This window comes from Polycladidibacter hongkongensis (genome assembly GCF_001561995.1).
In the GTDB taxonomy this organism is placed as follows: Bacteria; Pseudomonadota; Alphaproteobacteria; order Rhizobiales; family Stappiaceae; genus Pseudovibrio; species Pseudovibrio hongkongensis.
In genome coordinates this window covers 90,236-108,420 of the sequence record NZ_LLWC01000036.1, presented here as the reverse complement: position 1 = coordinate 108,420, position 18,185 = coordinate 90,236, and the positions used below count along the sequence as shown (strand labels likewise).

General features: G+C 54.9%; 15 protein-coding genes. 5 read left to right on the top strand and 10 right to left on the bottom strand.

Annotated features, from left to right (window positions below; all coding sequences use genetic code 11):
* Window positions 1-121 precede the first annotated feature (121 nt).
* Window positions 122-1,780, top strand: a complete 1,659-nt coding sequence (locus AYK82_RS15675) for a lysine--tRNA ligase (RefSeq protein WP_068318159.1) — start codon at window positions 122-124, stop codon at window positions 1,778-1,780.
* 33 nt (window positions 1,781-1,813) lie between these two features.
* Window positions 1,814-2,578, top strand: a complete 765-nt coding sequence (locus AYK82_RS15670; protein ID WP_068318154.1) for an SGNH/GDSL hydrolase family protein — start codon at window positions 1,814-1,816, stop codon at window positions 2,576-2,578.
* Here AYK82_RS15670 and AYK82_RS15665 read toward each other — a convergent pair.
* Together AYK82_RS15665 and AYK82_RS15660 are read right to left on the bottom strand one after the other, a co-directional pair.
* Window positions 2,575-3,714 carry a calcium:cation antiporter gene (locus AYK82_RS15665; protein ID WP_156453399.1) on the bottom strand — a complete coding sequence of 380 codons (1,140 nt, stop codon included), beginning with the start codon at window positions 3,712-3,714 and terminating at the stop codon, window positions 2,575-2,577. The two genes, AYK82_RS15670 and AYK82_RS15665, sit on opposite strands and share 4 nt — an antisense overlap.
* Complete coding sequence (locus tag AYK82_RS15660) at window positions 3,708-4,679, bottom strand: thermonuclease family protein (protein WP_068318152.1); 972 nt, start codon at window positions 4,677-4,679, stop codon at window positions 3,708-3,710. Before AYK82_RS15660 ends, AYK82_RS15665 begins: the two co-directional genes overlap by 7 nt.
* A gap of 169 nt (window positions 4,680-4,848) precedes the next feature.
* Between AYK82_RS15660 and AYK82_RS15655 the strand changes: the two genes are divergently transcribed.
* Both AYK82_RS15655 and AYK82_RS15650 read left to right on the top strand, forming a co-directional pair.
* Window positions 4,849-5,319: a DUF952 domain-containing protein gene (locus AYK82_RS15655; protein ID WP_341860424.1), complete on the top strand. Its 471-nt coding sequence runs from the start codon at window positions 4,849-4,851 to the stop codon at window positions 5,317-5,319.
* Window positions 5,316-6,419, top strand: a complete 1,104-nt coding sequence (locus AYK82_RS15650; RefSeq protein WP_068318145.1) for a quinone-dependent dihydroorotate dehydrogenase — start codon at window positions 5,316-5,318, stop codon at window positions 6,417-6,419. The genes AYK82_RS15655 and AYK82_RS15650 overlap by 4 nt, the downstream gene beginning before the upstream one ends.
* Before the next feature lie 14 nt (window positions 6,420-6,433).
* Here the strand turns inward: AYK82_RS15650 and AYK82_RS15645 are convergent, their stop codons facing one another.
* Complete coding sequence (locus AYK82_RS15645) at window positions 6,434-7,753, bottom strand: MATE family efflux transporter (protein WP_068318142.1); 1,320 nt, start codon at window positions 7,751-7,753, stop codon at window positions 6,434-6,436.
* 132 nt (window positions 7,754-7,885) lie between these two features.
* Here AYK82_RS15645 and AYK82_RS15640 point away from each other — a divergent pair, with 132 nt between their 5' ends.
* On the top strand, window positions 7,886-8,788 hold the full coding sequence (locus AYK82_RS15640; RefSeq protein ID WP_068318139.1) for a histone deacetylase family protein: 903 nt from the start codon (window positions 7,886-7,888) through the stop codon (window positions 8,786-8,788).
* 18 nt (window positions 8,789-8,806) lie between these two features.
* Here AYK82_RS15640 and AYK82_RS15635 read toward each other — a convergent pair whose 3' ends face one another.
* The 7 genes from AYK82_RS15635 to AYK82_RS15605 all read right to left on the bottom strand — a co-directional run bounded on the left by AYK82_RS15635 (window position 8,807) and on the right by AYK82_RS15605 (window position 17,845).
* Window positions 8,807-9,082, bottom strand: a complete 276-nt coding sequence (locus AYK82_RS15635; protein WP_068318136.1) for a DUF6460 domain-containing protein — start codon at window positions 9,080-9,082, stop codon at window positions 8,807-8,809.
* 75 nt (window positions 9,083-9,157) lie between these two features.
* Entirely contained in the window at window positions 9,158-10,531 is a 1,374-nt protein-coding gene (locus tag AYK82_RS15630) for an MATE family efflux transporter (RefSeq protein ID WP_068318134.1), read from the bottom strand.
* A 181-nt stretch (window positions 10,532-10,712) separates the two neighbouring features.
* Window positions 10,713-12,923 carry a 3-hydroxyacyl-CoA dehydrogenase NAD-binding domain-containing protein gene (locus tag AYK82_RS15625; RefSeq protein ID WP_068318131.1) on the bottom strand — a complete coding sequence of 737 codons (2,211 nt, stop codon included), beginning with the start codon at window positions 12,921-12,923 and terminating at the stop codon, window positions 10,713-10,715.
* 16 nt (window positions 12,924-12,939) lie between these two features.
* The gene (locus AYK82_RS15620; RefSeq protein ID WP_068318128.1) at window positions 12,940-14,148 is read right to left on the bottom strand and encodes an acetyl-CoA C-acetyltransferase; all 1,209 of its coding nucleotides are present in this window, start codon (window positions 14,146-14,148) and stop codon (window positions 12,940-12,942) included.
* Between the two features lie 180 nt (window positions 14,149-14,328).
* Window positions 14,329-16,125: an acyl-CoA dehydrogenase C-terminal domain-containing protein gene (locus AYK82_RS15615; RefSeq protein ID WP_068318125.1), complete on the bottom strand. Its 1,797-nt coding sequence runs from the start codon at window positions 16,123-16,125 to the stop codon at window positions 14,329-14,331.
* A 385-nt stretch (window positions 16,126-16,510) separates the two neighbouring features.
* Window positions 16,511-17,197: a VOC family protein gene (locus AYK82_RS15610; protein ID WP_068318121.1), complete on the bottom strand. Its 687-nt coding sequence runs from the start codon at window positions 17,195-17,197 to the stop codon at window positions 16,511-16,513.
* Between the two features lie 189 nt (window positions 17,198-17,386).
* On the bottom strand, window positions 17,387-17,845 hold the full coding sequence (locus tag AYK82_RS15605) for a MerR family transcriptional regulator (RefSeq protein WP_068318805.1): 459 nt from the start codon (window positions 17,843-17,845) through the stop codon (window positions 17,387-17,389).
* Between the last annotated feature and the right edge of the window lie 340 nt (window positions 17,846-18,185).

Here is an 18,185-nt window from a genome sequence, read left to right as displayed (position 1 = left end):
CTAAATATGGTCGCGCTGCTTGGCGCATAGACTAAGAGAACTGGTGTTTTTTCGCTCCGGTCCCTCTGGCCCCAAGCGACAATCTACAACCACTTATTCAACTATCGGATGGTTTAACACCATGACTACCAACAGTTTGCCCACTCTCGACCTCACCCCAGAGCTTATCGAGGCGGCACAGGTTTCTAAAGCCTGGCCGTTTGAGGAGGCACGCAAACTGCTCAAACGTCTGGAAAAGAAACCTAAGGACGGGCCGGTGATCTTCGAAACCGGTTATGGCCCTTCTGGTTTGCCGCATATGGGCACATTTGGCGAGGTTGCCCGCACCACCATGGTGCGCACCGCCTTTCGTTTGCTCACGCAAGACAAGGTCCCGACCAAGCTGCTCTGTTTCTCCGATGACATGGACGGCTTTCGCAAAGTACCAACCAACGTGCCAAATCAGGAGCTGCTTGCGCAATTTATCGGTAAGCCACTCACCAGCGTGCCAGATCCATTCGGTGAATACGAAGGCTTTGCGCAGTCCAACAACGCAAAACTCATGGCGTTTTTGGATAAGTTTGGTTTCGAATACGAATTTGCCTCGGCCACAGATTACTACACTTCTGGCCGTTTTGACGCTGCGTTGCTGCGCATGTTGGCGGTCTATGACAAGGTTATGGCAATCATTCTGCCAACGCTGGGAGAAGAACGTCAGGCGACCTATTCGCCATTCTTGCCAGTTTGTCCGCGCACCGGAATTGTGCTGCAGGTGCCAATGGTCGATCGCGACCTGGAAAAAGGCACAGTCACCTATATCGATCCTGAAACACAAGAGCGTGTGGAAGTGCCGGTTACCGGTGGCCACGTAAAATGCCAATGGAAGGCAGATTGGGCCCTGCGTTGGTACGCTCTTGGTGTTGACTATGAAATGGCAGGGAAAGACCTGATCGACAGTGTGAACCTATCGGGCAAAATCTGTAAGGTATTGGGAAATCCGGCACCTGAAGGCTTCAACTACGAGCTGTTCCTTGATGAAAAGGGCCAGAAAATATCCAAATCCAAAGGCAATGGCCTGACTATGGAGGAGTGGCTCACCTACGCCTCCCAGGAAAGCCTGTCACTGTTCAACTTCCAAAAGCCGAAGACCGCGAAAAAGCTGTATTTTGACGTGATCCCGAAGGCGGTGGACGAGTACTTCACCTTCCTTGGCAAGCTTGAGCAAATGGACGCAACTCAGCGCCTGATGAACCCGGTCTGGCATATTCACTCCGGCAATCCGCCAAAAGAGGAAATGCCAATCTCCTTCGCAATGCTGCTTAACCTGGTCTCCGTGTCAAATGCGGAGAGCAAAGATGTGCTGTGGTCATTCATCAGCCGTTATGCACCTGAGGCTTCCCCGCAATCCAACAGGATGCTGGACGAGCTGGTCGGGTATGCCTTGCGCTACTATCAGGATTTCGTCAAGCCAACCAAGCAGTACAAACAGGCTGATGAAGTTGAAATCCAGATGCTTACCAAACTGGATGATGTGCTTTCCGGCCTCCCAGCAGGCATGGATGGCGGTGACATTCAAAACGCCATCTACGAGATTGGCCGTAACATCGAGCGCTATCAAAACACGCAGAAGCTTAGCCCGGACGGACGCCCCGGCGTGGCACAAAACTTCTTCTCCGCCATCTATCAGGTGTTGCTGGGGCAGGAGAAAGGCCCGCGCTTCGGTTCCTTCATCGCCATCTATGGCATTGAGGAAACTCGTGCGTTGATTGCAAAAGCGCTTGCAGGCGAGCTTGCTAAGTGATTGAGTAGCCCCCTCGTTCGAGGGGGCTCTTTTATGCTAGCTTGGCAAATAAAATCATTGGCTTTACTGCCACTATACATTTTCGAGGGTCTGCGTGCCCGCCGTAATCAACTACGCTTACCGCCCGCAAAAGGGCCAGTTTCTGGAAGTATCGAGGGCGAGGGAGATACTCTGCGCTTATTGGTTATCGGCGACAGCTCTGTCGCTGGCGTTGGTATGGATCATACGAGCGCGGGCTTGACCGCAAGTCTGGCCGCAGACTTGAGCAAGCGCACCAAGCAGCCCGTAGAATGGCGCGCCTGTGGGGCTAACTCGGCAACCTCCGAAGACTTGCGCGTAAACGTTCTTCCCTATACCCCGCAGGAAACTTTTAGCCACATATATATCTCGATCGGCTTTAACGACTTGAAGAACTTCCGCTCCGCCAGCGCTTTTAAGCGCTCGTTTGGGGGGCTTCTTTATGGTCTGCGCACAAAGTACCCGGGCGCCAACATTTATTGGTCGAACATTATGTCGCCAAAGCAGGTGCCGGCCTTGAGCAAGGGCTTGGCGTATGTACTGTTTTTCCGCCGACAGATTATCAACAAAGTTGGCCGCACCATGTGTAACGAACGCACTGCGACACACCTTCCGGTAATGCCTAATATCGGGCCGGAGCATTTCTGTATAGATGGGGTGCATGCTTCAGTTGAAGGCAATATGCGTTGGGCTGAACATGTCGGGGCATTGATTGTGCAAAAGGAAGAAATTGCAACCAAGCCATTGCAAAGTGCTGCGCCGGAAAAGGTATCTGGCTAAGGCATCAGCAACAACGCAAAAAACACTAGAAACAACACCAAATGCACCGCACCATTTAAGATGTTGGTGCGGTTGCCACTAAACGTCACCAGCGATAGCGCCAGCGTTAGCAACAGCATCACCAGATCGGCTTCGCCTGCGCCAAGGTGCACTTCGATATCCAGAAAAGCGGCAGCAGCCAAAACGGCAGGCACGGTAAGACCAATCGTGGCCAGCGCCGAACCAAGGCAAATGTTAACCGAACGCTGCAATTGATTAGCCCGCGCGGCTTTGAAACTAGAAAGCCCTTCCGGTGTCAACACAATCACAGCCACCAGCACCCCGCCAAGCGCCGCGGGCATGGAAAGCGCCTCAAGTCCGCTCTCTGTTAAAACCGCAAGTTTTTTAGAGAGCAAAACAATCGGTAGCATGTTGGCAATCAACAACAGCGCATGCAGCCATATGGGGCCCGTGGGGCCATGGTCCTCGAAATCAAACTGCGCCTGAGAATTGTCTCCGCTGCTAAGTTGGGGCTGCTCGAAAAATGAGCGATGCCGCAAGCTCTGCACCCCTAAAAACACCAGATAAAGCGCAACAATAAGTGAGGCAAATACGATTTGCTGACTGCTCGAAAGGGTCGGCCCACTGGTGGATGTTGTAAACCGTGGCAATACCATGGAAAACACCGCCAGAGGTATCAAAACACTCAAGAAAGAACGTGCCCCTTGCGTGTTGTAGGGCTGCTCGCCATAGCGTAGCGCACCCAAAAGCAGCGACAGGCCAACCATCCCATTCATGGTGATGTTGATAACTGCGAGCATGGTATCGCGCGCCAGCTGCGGATTGTTGCTCCCCGCCAGCATCAACGCAATAATCAGCGAAACCTCGATGCCGATAACAGAAAGGGTCAAGATTAACGTGCCAAAGGGCTCTCCCAGCCGAATGGCCAGCGCATCCGCATGGCGCACCACGGCAAACGCGCACCAGATCATCATGGCAAACAGCACAGCAAAGCTGAGGGCGCGCAACCCCTTAGGCGCACTGGCTAGGACCAACTGCCCAGGCAAGGAATAAAACACTGCAAGGCACAAAAGCGCAAACGGCAGCGCAACTTCTTTGCCTAACAGTTGCAAAGGGCGGGCGAAGGCACTTACCACTGTTTGGCCCGCTCCCCATAAAGCAACCGTCCCAATTCCTCACCATTCAGGATAACCCGCTCCACCAATTCGTCATTGCTTACGTAGTGCGCGCCCTCTGGTTTGGTAATCGGTGTGCGGCCAGCGTTGAACTTGTTTAGCCGCAGCTGGGCCCGTTGCCGTTGCTTTTGCGCAGGCTTGGCAAATTGCCACTGACCAAGAAAGGCAGCGCGTGCCTTTGCGCTGAGGTCTTCAAAAAAACGGGGCGCGCCATCGGCAGGCGTGGCCCAGCCGCGCCGCACCATTTCAAGCGAGAGATCCTTCTTGCCCCGCTTGCAGATCACCCGTAGCTGCTCGTCCGCTGGTTGCTTGGGGCTATAAGCGGCGTCCCGCGCGGGCAAAAGGCAAAACAGCTGCAATCCTTCTGCAAGCGCTGCCAGTTCCGCCCGCGCGGCCAACCCGCAAGGCCACGTGCCGCCACTGCCATGCGGGCAGTTGGCATCCACATCTGGAACGTTGATATGCGCAAGTTGATACTGCCTGTCTTTTGCCAGCAGCGTCCTGCCATCAATCGCCACTGTTGTCTCCAGCAAATATCCATGTAATTGGCTGTTTAACTCTCGCAAAGGTGCATCCGAGCTAAGGGAGTACCCGCCGCGCCGGATCGTGCTTAATTGGTGTTGCTGGCGCGATTGGTTGAATGCCGGAGTGAGGCTGGCAAGCTGTAACACGCCCGCGTAGCCACGGTTTTTCTTTGTAAACTGGTCGGGAACAGCAACTGGCCGCATATGGGTTGCTGCCTTTATGCGTTTGGTTGTTGCCTCGCGCCAAAGCACGTCAGGTGTTTCCTCTGTGTTGGCTGGTGCAAACAACACGGCAGCCTGCGGGGCAAGCTGGTCGGGCTCTGCGCCTTGTCCCAGCTGGCCAAGCGTTCCCAGCCCACCGACACTCACGGCTGTTACAACAAGCGCAGTTCCTATCTGCATAGAGCAACCTCAAGCAACTTGGGAAGAAAATCCAAAAACAACAAGGGCCAGTGCCCTCAACGATTAAATATGAGCGTGCAGGCGGGGCGGTTAATCCCGGCGAAAACCAATCAAGACAAGTTTCACGAGCTGAAGGGAAAACACCAAGCGGCCAATGAAGAGTGCTCGTATGGCAAACAAATCCTTGCCAACCAACTGCTGCGACAACAACAGGACTTGCCAAAGGCAGGGCACACCCTTTAAGAAACTGCTTTCAGTTGGCAATGCTCGCCCACTGAAAGGCAAAGGCTCTATGGCACTGATCTACAAGATCGCCCCCCGCACCATGTGGGAGGCAGCAATCAAGACCGGAGTTTTCTCCGGTGCTCCCGTTGATATCGCTGATGGCTATATCCATTTCTCCACCGATGACACCTTGCAAGGCACGCTAGACAAGCATTTCGCTGGTCAGCAAGATTTGTTGCTGCTTGCATTTCGCTCTGAAGATTTCGCTCCTGATGAGTTAAAATGGGAGCCCTCCCGCGGCGGCGCGCTGTTCCCGCATCTGTATGCCCCGCTGCCAACAGCAAAGCTGTACTGGCAAAAACCAATTCCAATGAATGACGACGGCAGTCACTCTCTCCCGGAGCTTAGCCAATGACCCTACTGCGATCAGTTAACCGCCTCGGCCTCAAGGCCATGCACTGCTTAGAGCCTGAGGCCGCGCATAATCTGACTATTAAGATGTTGGCAACAGGTGTCGGCCTCTGGCCCAAGCCGGTGCAGGACCCGCGTCTGAGCTACCAACTTGCCGATCTCACCTTTAAATCCCCGCTGGGCATGGCTGCCGGCTTTGACAAAAATGGCGAGGTGCCTATTCCGCTCATGAAAATGGGCTTCGGCCATGTGGAAGTGGGCACGGTTACCCCGCTGCCCCAACCGGGCAACCCGCGCCCGCGCAACTTCCGCCTAACCGCAGATAAAGCGGTCATCAATCGTTATGGTTTCAACAACGAGGGCCATGGGGCGCTCAAGGCCCGCCTTGCCAAGCTGCCCCGCCAGCGGCCGGGCATCTTAGGTGTAAACATCGGCGCAAACAAAACCTCAGAGGATCGCGCGGCAGACTACGTCCAGGGCATCGAGGCCTTCGCCAGTGCTGCCGACTACTTCACCGCAAATATCTCTTCGCCCAACACACCGGGCCTGCGTGATCTGCAAGCAAAAGACGCCCTGACCGACCTCCTCAGCCGCACCATGGCCGCTCGCGATGCTCAAACGGCTAAAGTGGGTCGTCAAGTCCCGGTCCTGCTAAAAATCGCCCCTGATGCAGATGAAGCCCTGCTCGCAGATATTGCAGAGGTGGCACTGGCGCAAAAGGTAGATGGCCTGATTATCTCCAACACCACCATTTCCCGCCCGCCGCTCAAAGATAGCGCACAGGCGAGCGAAGCTGGCGGCCTCTCCGGCGCGCCGCTCTTCCGCCTTTCCACCATTGCACTTGCAAAAATGCGCCGCCTTGTGGGGCCTGATCTACCGATTGTCGGCGTAGGCGGCATTCACTCGGGCGAAACCGCATGGGCAAAGATTTGCGCTGGCGCTAACCTGCTTCAGCTCTATTCGGCGATGGTTTACGAGGGGCCGGATTTGGTGGCGGATATCAACGCCTATCTCCTGCAAAAAGTGCAGGAGGAGGGGCTTTCCTCCTTGCAACAGGCCGTTGGTAGCAATGCCGAGGCTTGGGCAAGTGAGCCGCTGTCCTAAAGCGTGCAGCGTTTTTAAGTAGCGGCGAATACACCCAACCGCCGCTGCAACAGCACCCATAAGGTAACACCGCGCGCTCCAAGAAAGACCAGCAGCGCCCACCAGAGCCCCGCATTGCCAAAGACGGGAAACAGCACCACATAGGCCAGCAGAAACAACAGCACCGAAAGCAGCATCATATTGCGCATGTCGCCAGACCACGACGCGCCGATAAACACCCCATCCATCTGGAAAGCGAGATTTCCCACAATCGGGCACAGCACGGCCACCCAAAGGTAGGCACTGGCCAGCTCCCGCACCTCTTCGCTGGTGGTCATCAGCTCGATTAAGGCTGTTCCGCTAAAGAAAAACACCACTGACAAGGCAATCGAGAGCCCGTAGCTCCAGATATAGGTAAGCCGCAAGGCTTTGCGCAGGCCGCGCCAGTCTTTTGCACCAAATGTACGCCCAACCAACTGCTCGGCGGCCGAGGCGGCGCCATCAAGAAAGTACCCGCCTACCAAAAAGAACCGCTCCAACAGTGCGTTGGTCGCCAGAATAACATCACCCTGCGCCGCACTGCGCGCTGTAAAAAAGCCAAAGGCAAACAGCAGGCAAAACGAGCGGATCATGATATCGCGGTTAAGGGCAAATAGATCCAGCATCTTTTGCTTGTTGAGCAGTCGTGCCCATGAAATTTTTCGCAGCCCGCCACTGAGCGCAAGACAAAGTACACTGCCCATAATAAAGGTCACGGCCTCGGCCATCACCGTTGCCAAAGCCACCCCAAAGATCCCAAGGTTCATCTCTAGCGCCAGTACGTAGCTTAGCACCGCGTTTAGCCCGTTGAGCAGCGTTTGCAGCGCCAATCCGGCCCCGGCCCTCGCTTGCCCCACCAGCCAGCCCAGCAACACGTAATTTGCCAGCATCAGCGGCGCAGAAAGCGCACGTACAGAGAAATAGTCGGTTGCGGCAGCCTGAACTTGAGCGCTCCCCCCTAGAGCCCACAGCCCGGCCTTAAGAATGGGGTAGGCAAGCAACAGCATGATAAACCCGCTGCCAAGCGCCACCAACAACCCGCGCAGCAGCACATAGCGCCCGCCCTCGCTGTCGCAGCGGCCCATGGTCTGTGCCGCCAAAGCAGTCGTGCCAGCCCGCAGACAATAGAACAGCGAACCAATAAAATCGAATATCAAGGCGCCGATCGCTAGACCGCCCAGCAGTGCCGCTACGCCAAGTTGCCCAATAACCGCAGTATCGACCAACCCAAGCAGTGGTGTAGAAAGATAAGCGAGCGTCATTGGCACCATCAACGCTGCAAAACTTCGATTTGTGATCGGTTTATGCTCTGTCATGAAAAAGAGGGCCTTAAAGCTCTTGAGTTTTTCGGCGTTATGCGAAAAAACAATTCAAAAATACTGGCATGAAGCAGCGAGTCGGCGCACTCTACAAGCACCGTAGCCGCGTTACAATAATAAGGATACTACATGGCGCTTGCCATTGTGCACCACCCCTCTTATGCGGCAGAATTGCCTACAGGTCATAGATTTCCAATGGGCAAATACGCAGCGCTCGCCCGCAACTTGCGGGATGAAGGCTTGTTAACGAGCGAGAATGAACAGCTGGCATATCCGGTGACGCGAGAGACCCTGCTGGGCGCACATGATGCCACTTACGTGGATGCGGTGCTAAACCTCTCCTTAAATGAGGCAGAGGAAAAACAGCTCGGCCTGCCACTGACCCAAACCATTGTAGAGCGGGCACGCCATGCTGTTGGTGGCACTTGCCTAGCTGCAGAACTTGCGCTGCGTCATGGTATCGCTTGTAACTCTGCAGGTGGCACGCATCATGCGTACCATGCGCAGGGCAGAGGGTTTTGCATGTTCAACGATGTAGCTGTGGCCATCCGCCTGCTGCAAGCGCAGGGCAAAATTCAGCGGGCAATGGTCATCGACCTTGATGTTCATCAGGGGGATGGGACGGCGCAAATATTTGCGAATGATCCGTCAGTGTTTACGTTCTCCGTCCATGCAGAAAACAACTTTCCACTGCAAAAACAGGCTTCGGATTTAGATTTTGGCTTGGAAGATGGCTCACAAGATGAAGCCTACATGCTGTGGCTGCGCCATTTGACGGTGCGTGCTATCAAGCGCTTCAGGCCAGATATAGTTTTTTTCAATGCGGGCGTTGACATACACCGGGACGACAAACTGGGCCGTCTCGCCGTCAGTGACCTTGGTCTTTACGCCCGTGAATTCTTCGTCGTGCAGACCGTACGCAGCGCCGGCCTGCCGCTCGTCGGCGTTATCGGTGGCGGCTACAGCGACAATGTAGAAACCCTGAGCCGTCGCCACGCGATTTTGTTTCGCGTGGCAGACCAGTTTGGCTGAAGGGAACAGAGCAAAAACTCACTCGCCAGAGCGCAAGGAGCTAATTCGGGCAATAAGCCAAAGAGGAATGACAACCACCGCCCCAATTGCCAGATATTCGCCAAACCAGCCAAGGGCGGCAAAGCCACGCTCCCAGATCTCGGCAAACAGCTCGATCGTCTCCTCAACAAGGCGCAGCGGCGTCAGGTCAAATGCGCTCAGCACCATCCCCACAATAAAGGAAAGCGCCAGCAGTCGCAGCGCCAGCCGCCCCGGCGTGTCGCCCAATAAGCGATGAAGCTCTTTCTTATTCATAAAAACCAACCTTAAAAATCATCTTGCTTGCCGCCATCATATAGGCACCAGCACAGCAAATTGCAATCATCAGGCCTAGGCAGCGCTGGCCTTGCGATCCTCCCCGCCTCTTATCATTACCTGCCCACTCCCATTTTCTCCAGCGCGCAGCCGGGCGCGCCAACCCAACAGCTGCACGGCCGATTGTAACAGTCTGTAGCTGCCCTCAACCACCAGAACGGCCAATAGCCCGAACTTGAAAACAAGCGCGAAGAGAAACGCCAGCGGCAAATAAACCAGCCATTGACAGATGGTGGAGACCAGCCAAACTCGCTCATAGGCTTGCATCCCCTGCAATAAGGCGTTGGCCAGCGTGGAAAGGCTTTGCAAGGGAAACAACATGGGCGCCAAGCTGACGGCAAACACGAGTGCGGCGTAGTTTGCGGCCTCTGGTAGGCTCAGTCGCAATAGGCTGGGGTAAAGCAGCGTCGCCAGCAGCGAATAGCCAGCAACGATTGCAAGGCATAGGCGCATCAGCTGCAAGCCCACCGCGCGCACTTCTGGGTAATCCCCCCGTTCTTGCGCAGCGGCACATTGAGAGATCATCAGAGTTGTAAATGCATTACACAAATAAATCGGCAGCAGCATGCCTTGTGTAAGCAGCTGATAGACAGCCAACTCTACAGTGCCAATACGCCCTACAATCCAGATGCCAGCCAGAAATCCAAGTGCATACTGTGCTTGGTAAACCCCGGCAAACAAGATCTTTTTCAGCACATAAAACGCATAGCCGAGCTTCGGTACACACAAGGCCAGCCCGTGCTCACGCATCAATAGGAAAAGCCGCAGCAAGTAAAACCCGAAGCCAAAAACGTAGGAAACCAGGGTCGCCAACGCCACTCCATAAAATCCAAGCTCGGGAAAAGGGCCAAGGCCAAAAGCAAAGGCCAGACTGAGCAGAAAGTTCACCAGCTGCATAGAAAGCGATACCTGCATGGTCACATCCGGGCGCTTGTAAGCCAGCATCAACCCGCGAATGCCCGCATTGCCATAGTAAAATAGCAGGGAAACAATAAGTGGGGGCAGGTAGACAAGCAGTGCCTCTTGCACTCTCGTATCCTCGCTAAGGATCTGCACAAGGCTTGGCAGGGCCCACAGGCTAACCAGCACCATAACCGGAGCAAGTATTGCAGCAAGTATCACCGCCACGCAGAACGCTTCCATTACCCGCGCTTTTGGCGCGCTCTCCCGCAAAGCGCTGGTGAGCGATAGCACGCTGGTGCCAATGCCGTTTGCAAAGGCAAACAGCGCAAAGAAGCTGAGGCCACTCAGGCCTACCGCCGCCACCTCGACCAAGCCGAAATGACTGGCAAGGGCCGTATCGGTCCAGCTGGTGAGCATGACCGCGCTGCCCCCGACAAACACAGGGAAAACACGCCGTGTTATTTCGCGGCAACTGAGCAATGACATGAGAACCACAAGTTGATTAGAGGAAAAGGCATGCAATACAAATAAACTGGGTTGATCTTATCCCAGCCGCACCACTTGGCAAGCAAGACTTTGTGGCCACGCTAATAAACGACTACGCAATAAAAAGACCACGGAGCGTTGCCCCGTGGCCCAATGTCTATTGATGCATCAACTCTTGTTCTTAGGCAGCAGCCTCTGCCAGCTGTTTTACCGGCGGAAACCGATCATAAAACCGCTCGTCTTTTTGTGCCATCTCGATCAGCAGTTTGCACGGTTTGAACCGCTCGCCATGTGCTGCTTCAAACTGTTGGCACAGCGCAAGGAAAGCCTTGGTGCCCATGCCATCAATGTAGGAAAGCGTACCGCCGGTGTAAGGGGCAAAGCCAAATCCGAGGATCGAGCCGACATCCGCTTCGCGCACATCGGTCAGGCAGTTTTCTTCAAACACGCGCACAGTTTCCAATGCTTGCATTGCAAGTAGGCGCTGCTTCAAGGTCTCGATGTCAAAGGAATCCGCTGCTTTCGGCGTGCCGGTAACCTCGGGAATGCCCGGCCACAAGGCCTTGTCTCGGCCTTTGTAATCGTAGAACCCTTTGGTGTTCTTGCGGCCAAAGCGTTCGCGGTTCAGCACCATCTCGTCTAGGATGTCATCCAGCGCGCTACGCTCGTAGGCATCGCCCATATCCTTGCGGGTCGCTGCAGTGATCTTGTAAGCCAGATCCAGCGCCACCTCATCGGCAAGCGAAAGCGGCCCCACCGGCATACCAGCCATTTTACCGGCATTTTCCACCATAGCAGCAGGAACCCCGTCGCCCAGCATCATGATGCCTTCGCGAATATAGGTCATCACTACGCGCGAGGTGTAGAAACCGCGGCTGTCATTCACCACAATCGGTGTTTTCTTGATACGCTTGATGTAATCCAGCGCCACCGCCAGCGGCTTGTCTCCGGTTTTCTCGCCCATAATCACTTCCACCAGCATCATCTTGTCAACCGGTGAGAAGAAGTGAATGCCGATAAAGTTATCCGGCTGCTTGGAGGCCTCGGCCAATGAGGTAATCGGCAAGGTCGAGGTGTTGGAAGCGTAAACTGCACCCGCTTTCATGTGGGCTTCGGCCTGCTCTGTGACCTGCCGTTTGATCTCCCGGTCTTCAAACACCGCCTCGATGACCAGATCGCACTGGGCAAGTGCGGCATAATCCGTCGTCGGGGTGATCTTTGCCAGCAGCTGTTCCTTGGCTTCCGGTGTGCTTTTGCCGCGCTTGATTGCCTTGTCCATCAAGCCTTCAGAATGTGCCTTGCCCTTGTCGGCAGCCTCTTGCTCGCGGTCCAGAAGCACCACCTCAAGCCCCGCCTTGGCCGAAACAAACGCAATGCCCGCCCCCATAAAGCCAGCACCCAGAATGCCAATCTTCTTCAAGTCACTTGCCGGAACCCCCGCTGGGCGACGCGCACCCTTGTTCAGCTCCTGCATGGAGACGAACAGCGAGCGGATCATTGCCGCCGCTTCCTTACTCATCAACACATTGGCAAAGTAACGGCTTTCCACTTGCAACGCCAAATCCATTGGCAGTTGTAGCCCCTCAACAACAGAGTGCAACAGGCCCCGCGCACCGGGGTAGTTGTCTTGTGTCTCGCGCCGGTAAATGGCGTTGGCCGCGGGCCAGAACTGGAAGCCAGAGGGCGTATACACCTTGCCAGTGGGGATCTTGAAACCCTTCTTGTCCCAAGGCTTCACCGCATCAACGCCCGTCGCAAGCAGGGCTTTGCCCGCCGCCACAAGGCCGTCTTTGCTATGCACTGCGTCTATCAGCTTTAGCCGCTGTGCCTTCTTTGCGTCCAGTGTCTGCCCTTGCAAAAGGAAAGTCATGCCCGCCTGCAAGTCGCCCACCATGCGCATCACCCGCTGGGTGCCCCCTGCACCGGGGAACAGGCCAACCTTAACCTCGGGCAAGCCCATCTTCAGGCTATCGCTGGCAATGCGCGCATGGCAGGAGAGCGCAAGCTCGGTGCCCCCGCCCATGCAAACGCCATCAATCGCAGCCACAAACGGCGTGCCGCAGGTCTCTAGGCGGCGGAAGACTTGGCTCAGATACCGCGAGCGATTAAACAGCTCCTGCGTTGCCGCCTCGTTGTCCTGTGCCTGTTTGGCATGGAAATCGGCCAAAAGACCTTCCAGCATGGTCAGATCCGCACCGCCGGAAAAACCGGATTTGCCGGAGATCAGCACCACGCCCTTAATGGCTTCATCCGCGGCCACGTCAGTCACCACCTTGTCCAGCTCCGCCATCACCTCCATGGTGAAAACATTCATCGAGCGGTTCGGGCTGTCCCAAGTCAGTGTTGCAAAGCCATCAGCGTCAGTTGCAAGCGAGAAGTGTGTGTATGTCATTGCTGTGCTCCTTGCCTTAAACACGCTCGATAATGGTAGCTGTGCCCATACCAGCGCCAATACACAGGGTCACCAGCGCGGTGGATTTATCCTGCCGTTCCAACTCGTCCAGAACAGTCCCGAGTATCATAGCCCCCGTTGCGCCCAATGGATGGCCCATGGCGATGGCTCCGCCATTCACGTTCACCGTGGTAGGGTCCAGCTCCAGCGCCTGCATATAGCGCAGCACCACGGCAGAGAACGCTTCGTTGATTTCAATCAGATCAATATCGCCAAGGTTCATGCCGCTTTTGGCCAACAGCTTCTGGGTCACGTCCACCGGCCCGGTCAGCATCAGCGCAGGGTCAGAGCCAATATTGGCAAAAGCTTTTATGCGTGCCCGCGGCTTGAGCCCGGCTGCCACCCCAGCGCTTTCATTGCCGATAAGGATAGCTGCAGCCCCATCCACAATGCCCGAGGAATTGCCCGCATGGTGCACATGGGCAACCTTCTCCAACTCGGGATGCGCAGCAACACCCACCGCATCAAAGCCACCCATCTGCCCCATCATCTCGAAGGAGGGGTTCAGCCCGGCCAATGATTGCATGTCGGTTTCAGGGCGCATGTGCTCATCACGATCCAGAATGGTCAGTCCATTTATGTCTTTAACGGGGATGACCGAGCGCGCAAATCGTCCATCTTTCCATGCGGCGTCCGCACGTTGTTGACTCTGGATCGCATAGGCATCTGCATCATCGCGGCTAAAGCCGTATTTGCTGGCGATCAAATCGGCAGAAACACCTTGCGGCATAAAATAGGAGGGCACCGCCACTTGCGGCTCAATTGGCCAAGCACCGCCAGAGGCGCCAATGCCCACGCGGCTCATACTTTCCACCCCGCCAGCAATCACCAGATCATGCTGTCCAGCCATCACTTGCGCTGCGCCGGTGTTCACCGCATCAAGGCCAGAGGCGCAAAAACGGTTGATCTGCATGCCCGGCACCGAGGTGGCATAACCGGCCGCAAACGTTGCCGCACGGGCGATATTGCCGCCAGCTTCGCCAACGGGGTCCACACAGCCCAGCACCACATCGTCCACAAGGCCGGTGTCCAGCCCGTTGCGATCGCGCACCGCTTCCAGTGCCACAGCTGCAAGGCGAACACTTGGCACCTCGTGCAGTGAACCATCTTTTTTGCCACGCCCGCGCGGGGTGCGTACATGATCATAAATAAAGGCGTCTGCCATAAGCTCCTCCAGCCTCTGGTTGGGCTTTGTTTGGTAGGCTCTGCGTTGTTTTATCCACCGCCGCGCGCAAGCATCAATCCTGCAAAAAGGCGAGGGGGTCACGCAGACCCATAGATATTCAGTGGCAATAAAAAATGTGGGGCAGGGCAGGCGCTGGCCCGCCCTACTCTCAAAGTCTCTTTAGAATGCGTCGGCTTCAAGGCTCATCATAGTATCGCACCCGCTGGATATGCGCGCCAGATGGGCGCTCGTTTCCGGCATGGTGCGCTCCATGAAGAACTTGCCAAGGGTAAGCTTGTTGTCCAGCCATTCGGCCTTGCCATTCGCCCCCGCTTTAATCTGCGCTTTTGCGGTAACCGCAATGCGGCCCCACATATAGCCAAGCGCTACCAGCCCCATCAGGTGCATATAGTCGGTCGAGGCAGCCCCGGCATTGTCAGGGTTCTTCATGCCGTTCTGCATCAGCCACATGCTGGCGGCTTGCAAATCTTCCAGCCCCTTGCGCAGCGGCTTCATGAAGCTGGCGAACTCCTCGCTCTCCTCATGCTCTTTCAGGAATTTGTGCACCTCTTTAAAGAATGCCTGCACCGCACGCCCGCCATTGGCCGGTAGCTTCCGGCCCACCAGATCCAGTGCCTGAATGCCGTTGGCGCCCTCGTAGATCATGGCAATGCGCGCATCGCGTACAAACTGCTCCATGCCCCATTCGGCTATATAGCCATGCCCGCCATACATTTGTTGCGCCATCACGGCGTTATCAAAGCCCTTGTCGGTTAACACTCCTTTGATAACAGGGGTCAGCAGCGCCATAACATCTTCACTGGCTTGTTTTTGCGCCTCATCTTCGGCCACATGCGAAATATCGCCGTGTAATCCGGCCCAAATGGTCAGCGCCCGCGCCGCTTCATTAAACGAGCGAATGCTCATCAGCACCCGCCGCACATCTGGATGTACGATAATCGGATCCGCAGCCTTTTCCGGCGCTTTGGCCCCCGTTAAAGATCGCCCCTGCAGCCGTTCGCGCGCGTAGGTCACGGCATTTTGATAGGCCACTTCCGATTGGGAAAGCCCCTGAATACCCACGCCAAGCCGCGCCTCGTTCATCATGGTGAACATGGCACGCAGGCCCTTGTGCTCCTCACCAACCAGCACCCCTTCAGAGCTGTCATAGTTCATCACACAGGTGGAATTGCCGTGGATGCCCATTTTCTCTTCAATGGAGCCACAGGAAACCCCGTTGGCATCGCCCAAATTTCCGTCCGCATCTACCTTGAATTTCGGCACAAGGAACAAGGAAATGCCCTTGGTCCCCGCCGGTGCGCCTTCGATACGCGCAAGTACAAGGTGCACGATATTTTCGGCCATGTCGTGCTCACCGGCACTGATGAAGATTTTCGTGCCGGAAATCTTGTAGGTGCCATCGCCATTTGGCACAGCCTTGGTGCGCAGCAGGCCTAAATCCGTACCACAATGGGGTTCGGTCAGGTTCATGGTGCCGGTCCATTCGCCGCTCGCCATTTTAGGAATGTAGATCTTCTGCGCTTCTTCACTGGCATGCATCATCAGCGCTGCCATCGCGCCAGCGGTAAGGCCGGGATACATGGCAAACGCCATATTGGCCGAGCACAAGTACTCGTTAAGAATATTTGTTAGAATTTGAGGTAGACCCTGTCCACCCAGCTCTTCAGGAATGGAAAGGCCGCCCCAGCCGCCCTCCGAATAGGCATGATAAACCGCCTTAAAACCGTCCGGCGTACTCACACTGCCATCCTCATGGCGTGTACAGCCCTGGCTGTCGCCAACACGGTTCAGTGGCTGCACCTGCTCCTCGCAGAATTTAGCGCCTTCGCGCAAAATTGCTTCCACCAGATCCGGTGTAGCCTCGCCAAAGCGCGGCAGGTTAGAATACTTTTCAAAGCCGAACACATCATTCAGCAAAAACAACGTATCATCGACAGGCGCACTATAAACAGGCATACCAGCTCCCTTCCAAAACGCAGCAGCACTCCTCAACTCTGCTGTATCGTATTGACGTTTACGCAAACGTCAACATGTGAAATATAAGAGGACATGCCCTTAAGGGCAAGAGGGGGAGTTGTGGGTGGTTTCATTCTTATCCGCAGATTTCTGCCAATCTCTGGCAAGACCTAGCCAAAAGAATGAGTAAAATCCCTGTGATCTTCGATGTAAAACTCGGCAACCTTGTCGAGCTTGCGCGGGCGCAACCGACCCAGAGCAACTAAACGGCGCTAGGAAACGCTCTTGTATTGCATGAGAATGCTGCAAATGCTCAAACACAAACTCGGGTAAGAACAGCCGCTCTTACCCTATTTTTGCTAGTAACAATGGGAAGGTCGGCGCGCTATCCCGGCACAATGACGGCGCCATGTGTTTTTTCAAGCGGCAGAGCTTCTCTTAATCCTAGAAGTGAGACATGGCCCACGCCGATACGACCGGATTCAAGAGCAAGCCAAGGGTCATTTTGGTCAAGTATTTGTTCCCAATCGCGCTGGTCCTTTGGGTTGTATCCAAAAGAAATACAGCTAATCCCAACAGCTCCGTTGGCGTGGAATATGCTCTTCGGGCGTGGGTCAGGGCGATAAGCTCCCATAAGGATCGGCAGGCGCATGTTGTGGGGAAAGGCGGTTTGCGTGGTAATGAGGCACCCATTAGGTGGCCTGCGCTTGTTTGTAAACGGTCCTGAAATTTTAAAATCGCGCCGTTTTAAAGCCTTAACTTCCGGTTGGATGTCTGTACCATGGGTTTCTAGAGCAAGCTCGACCCAGCCTTCAGGCATCTGTTGCCAATGGTTAAAGCGTGCGATCATCCCCGTAGGAAAAAAACGGCCAAGCAGCCAAGCGATCGCCTTGGGTGGCTGCGCTGCATCGGCATCAATGAGCTCGATAAAGGGGCCTCGCTCAAACCAGATCAACGCATTGATCGCTTTTTCGGGCTCATCCCCCCACTCAACAGTAAATCCCAGATCCTGATAGTCTTTAACAGCAGTTTTTAGGTCGTGAACCTTGCATAAAATATGGCTGCTTCTCATGAAATGCCTCAACTATAAAAGATGGATATGCTAAATACCTGACTTTTATAATTAAGGCATTTCTGCTAGCAAGCATCCCTAGCGGCAAGCGTGTTCGCTAATGTGTCGCGGCTTAACAACAGTCCGCCACAAAACGTTACGAGCGTGAGCTTAAGGCACGTTTTAACACCGCTTGGAAGTGACGCAGCTCTACTCGGCTTCTTCCGCTTCCTTTTGTTTCAAGATCCCTGAAACAATATCAACAGTGCGGGAAAGTTCGCCAATAGCCTGATCAATATCATCGCGTTGTTTTTGCAGGGTCTCGATTTGTCCCTCAAAGCGCGACAGCGCAACGCGAAGCTGTGTCACCTGCCCATCGCGCAGGTCGTAAAGATCAAGCATCTCGCGAATTTCCGCGAGCGAAAAGCCGACACTCTTGCCCATGATAACCAGTTTCAACCGCGCCCTATCGCGCCGTGAATACACCCGGTTCATGCCTTCGCGTTTTGGGTTAATCAGCCCTTTGTCTTCATAGAAGCGCAACGTACGAAGGGTTATGTCGAATTCCTTCGCCAGATCACCAATGCTGAACTGGGTTTTCTTGCCACTGCCGCTCTCCTGACTGACAACATCAACCAGAGTATTATTCATCTGCAGGGCTTCGCTCATCATTCCGACCTTTTCAAAAGCAACCGTGGCACTATGCGGGCTTCTCCCTTGAAATTCTAGGGAGCAGCGACAAAGAAACCCCAAAAAACACAAAGGGGACGCTAGGGCATGGCCCGTGGGCCAGTTTCAACATGCATCCATTAAATATATTAGGCCTACTGTCAAAGCCAAAGCACTATTTGCCATGTTTCAACCGTGCGTAACCGCCGCAGGCAATCATGACGCGAGGAAAAAAGCACCCACCTGCGTATAGTTAACGCTCTATTTACCGTAGTTGGTAAAAAACTAGTAACCGACGACTTTGGTCCCTTTGTTTATGCGCAACTGATTCGCAGCATGA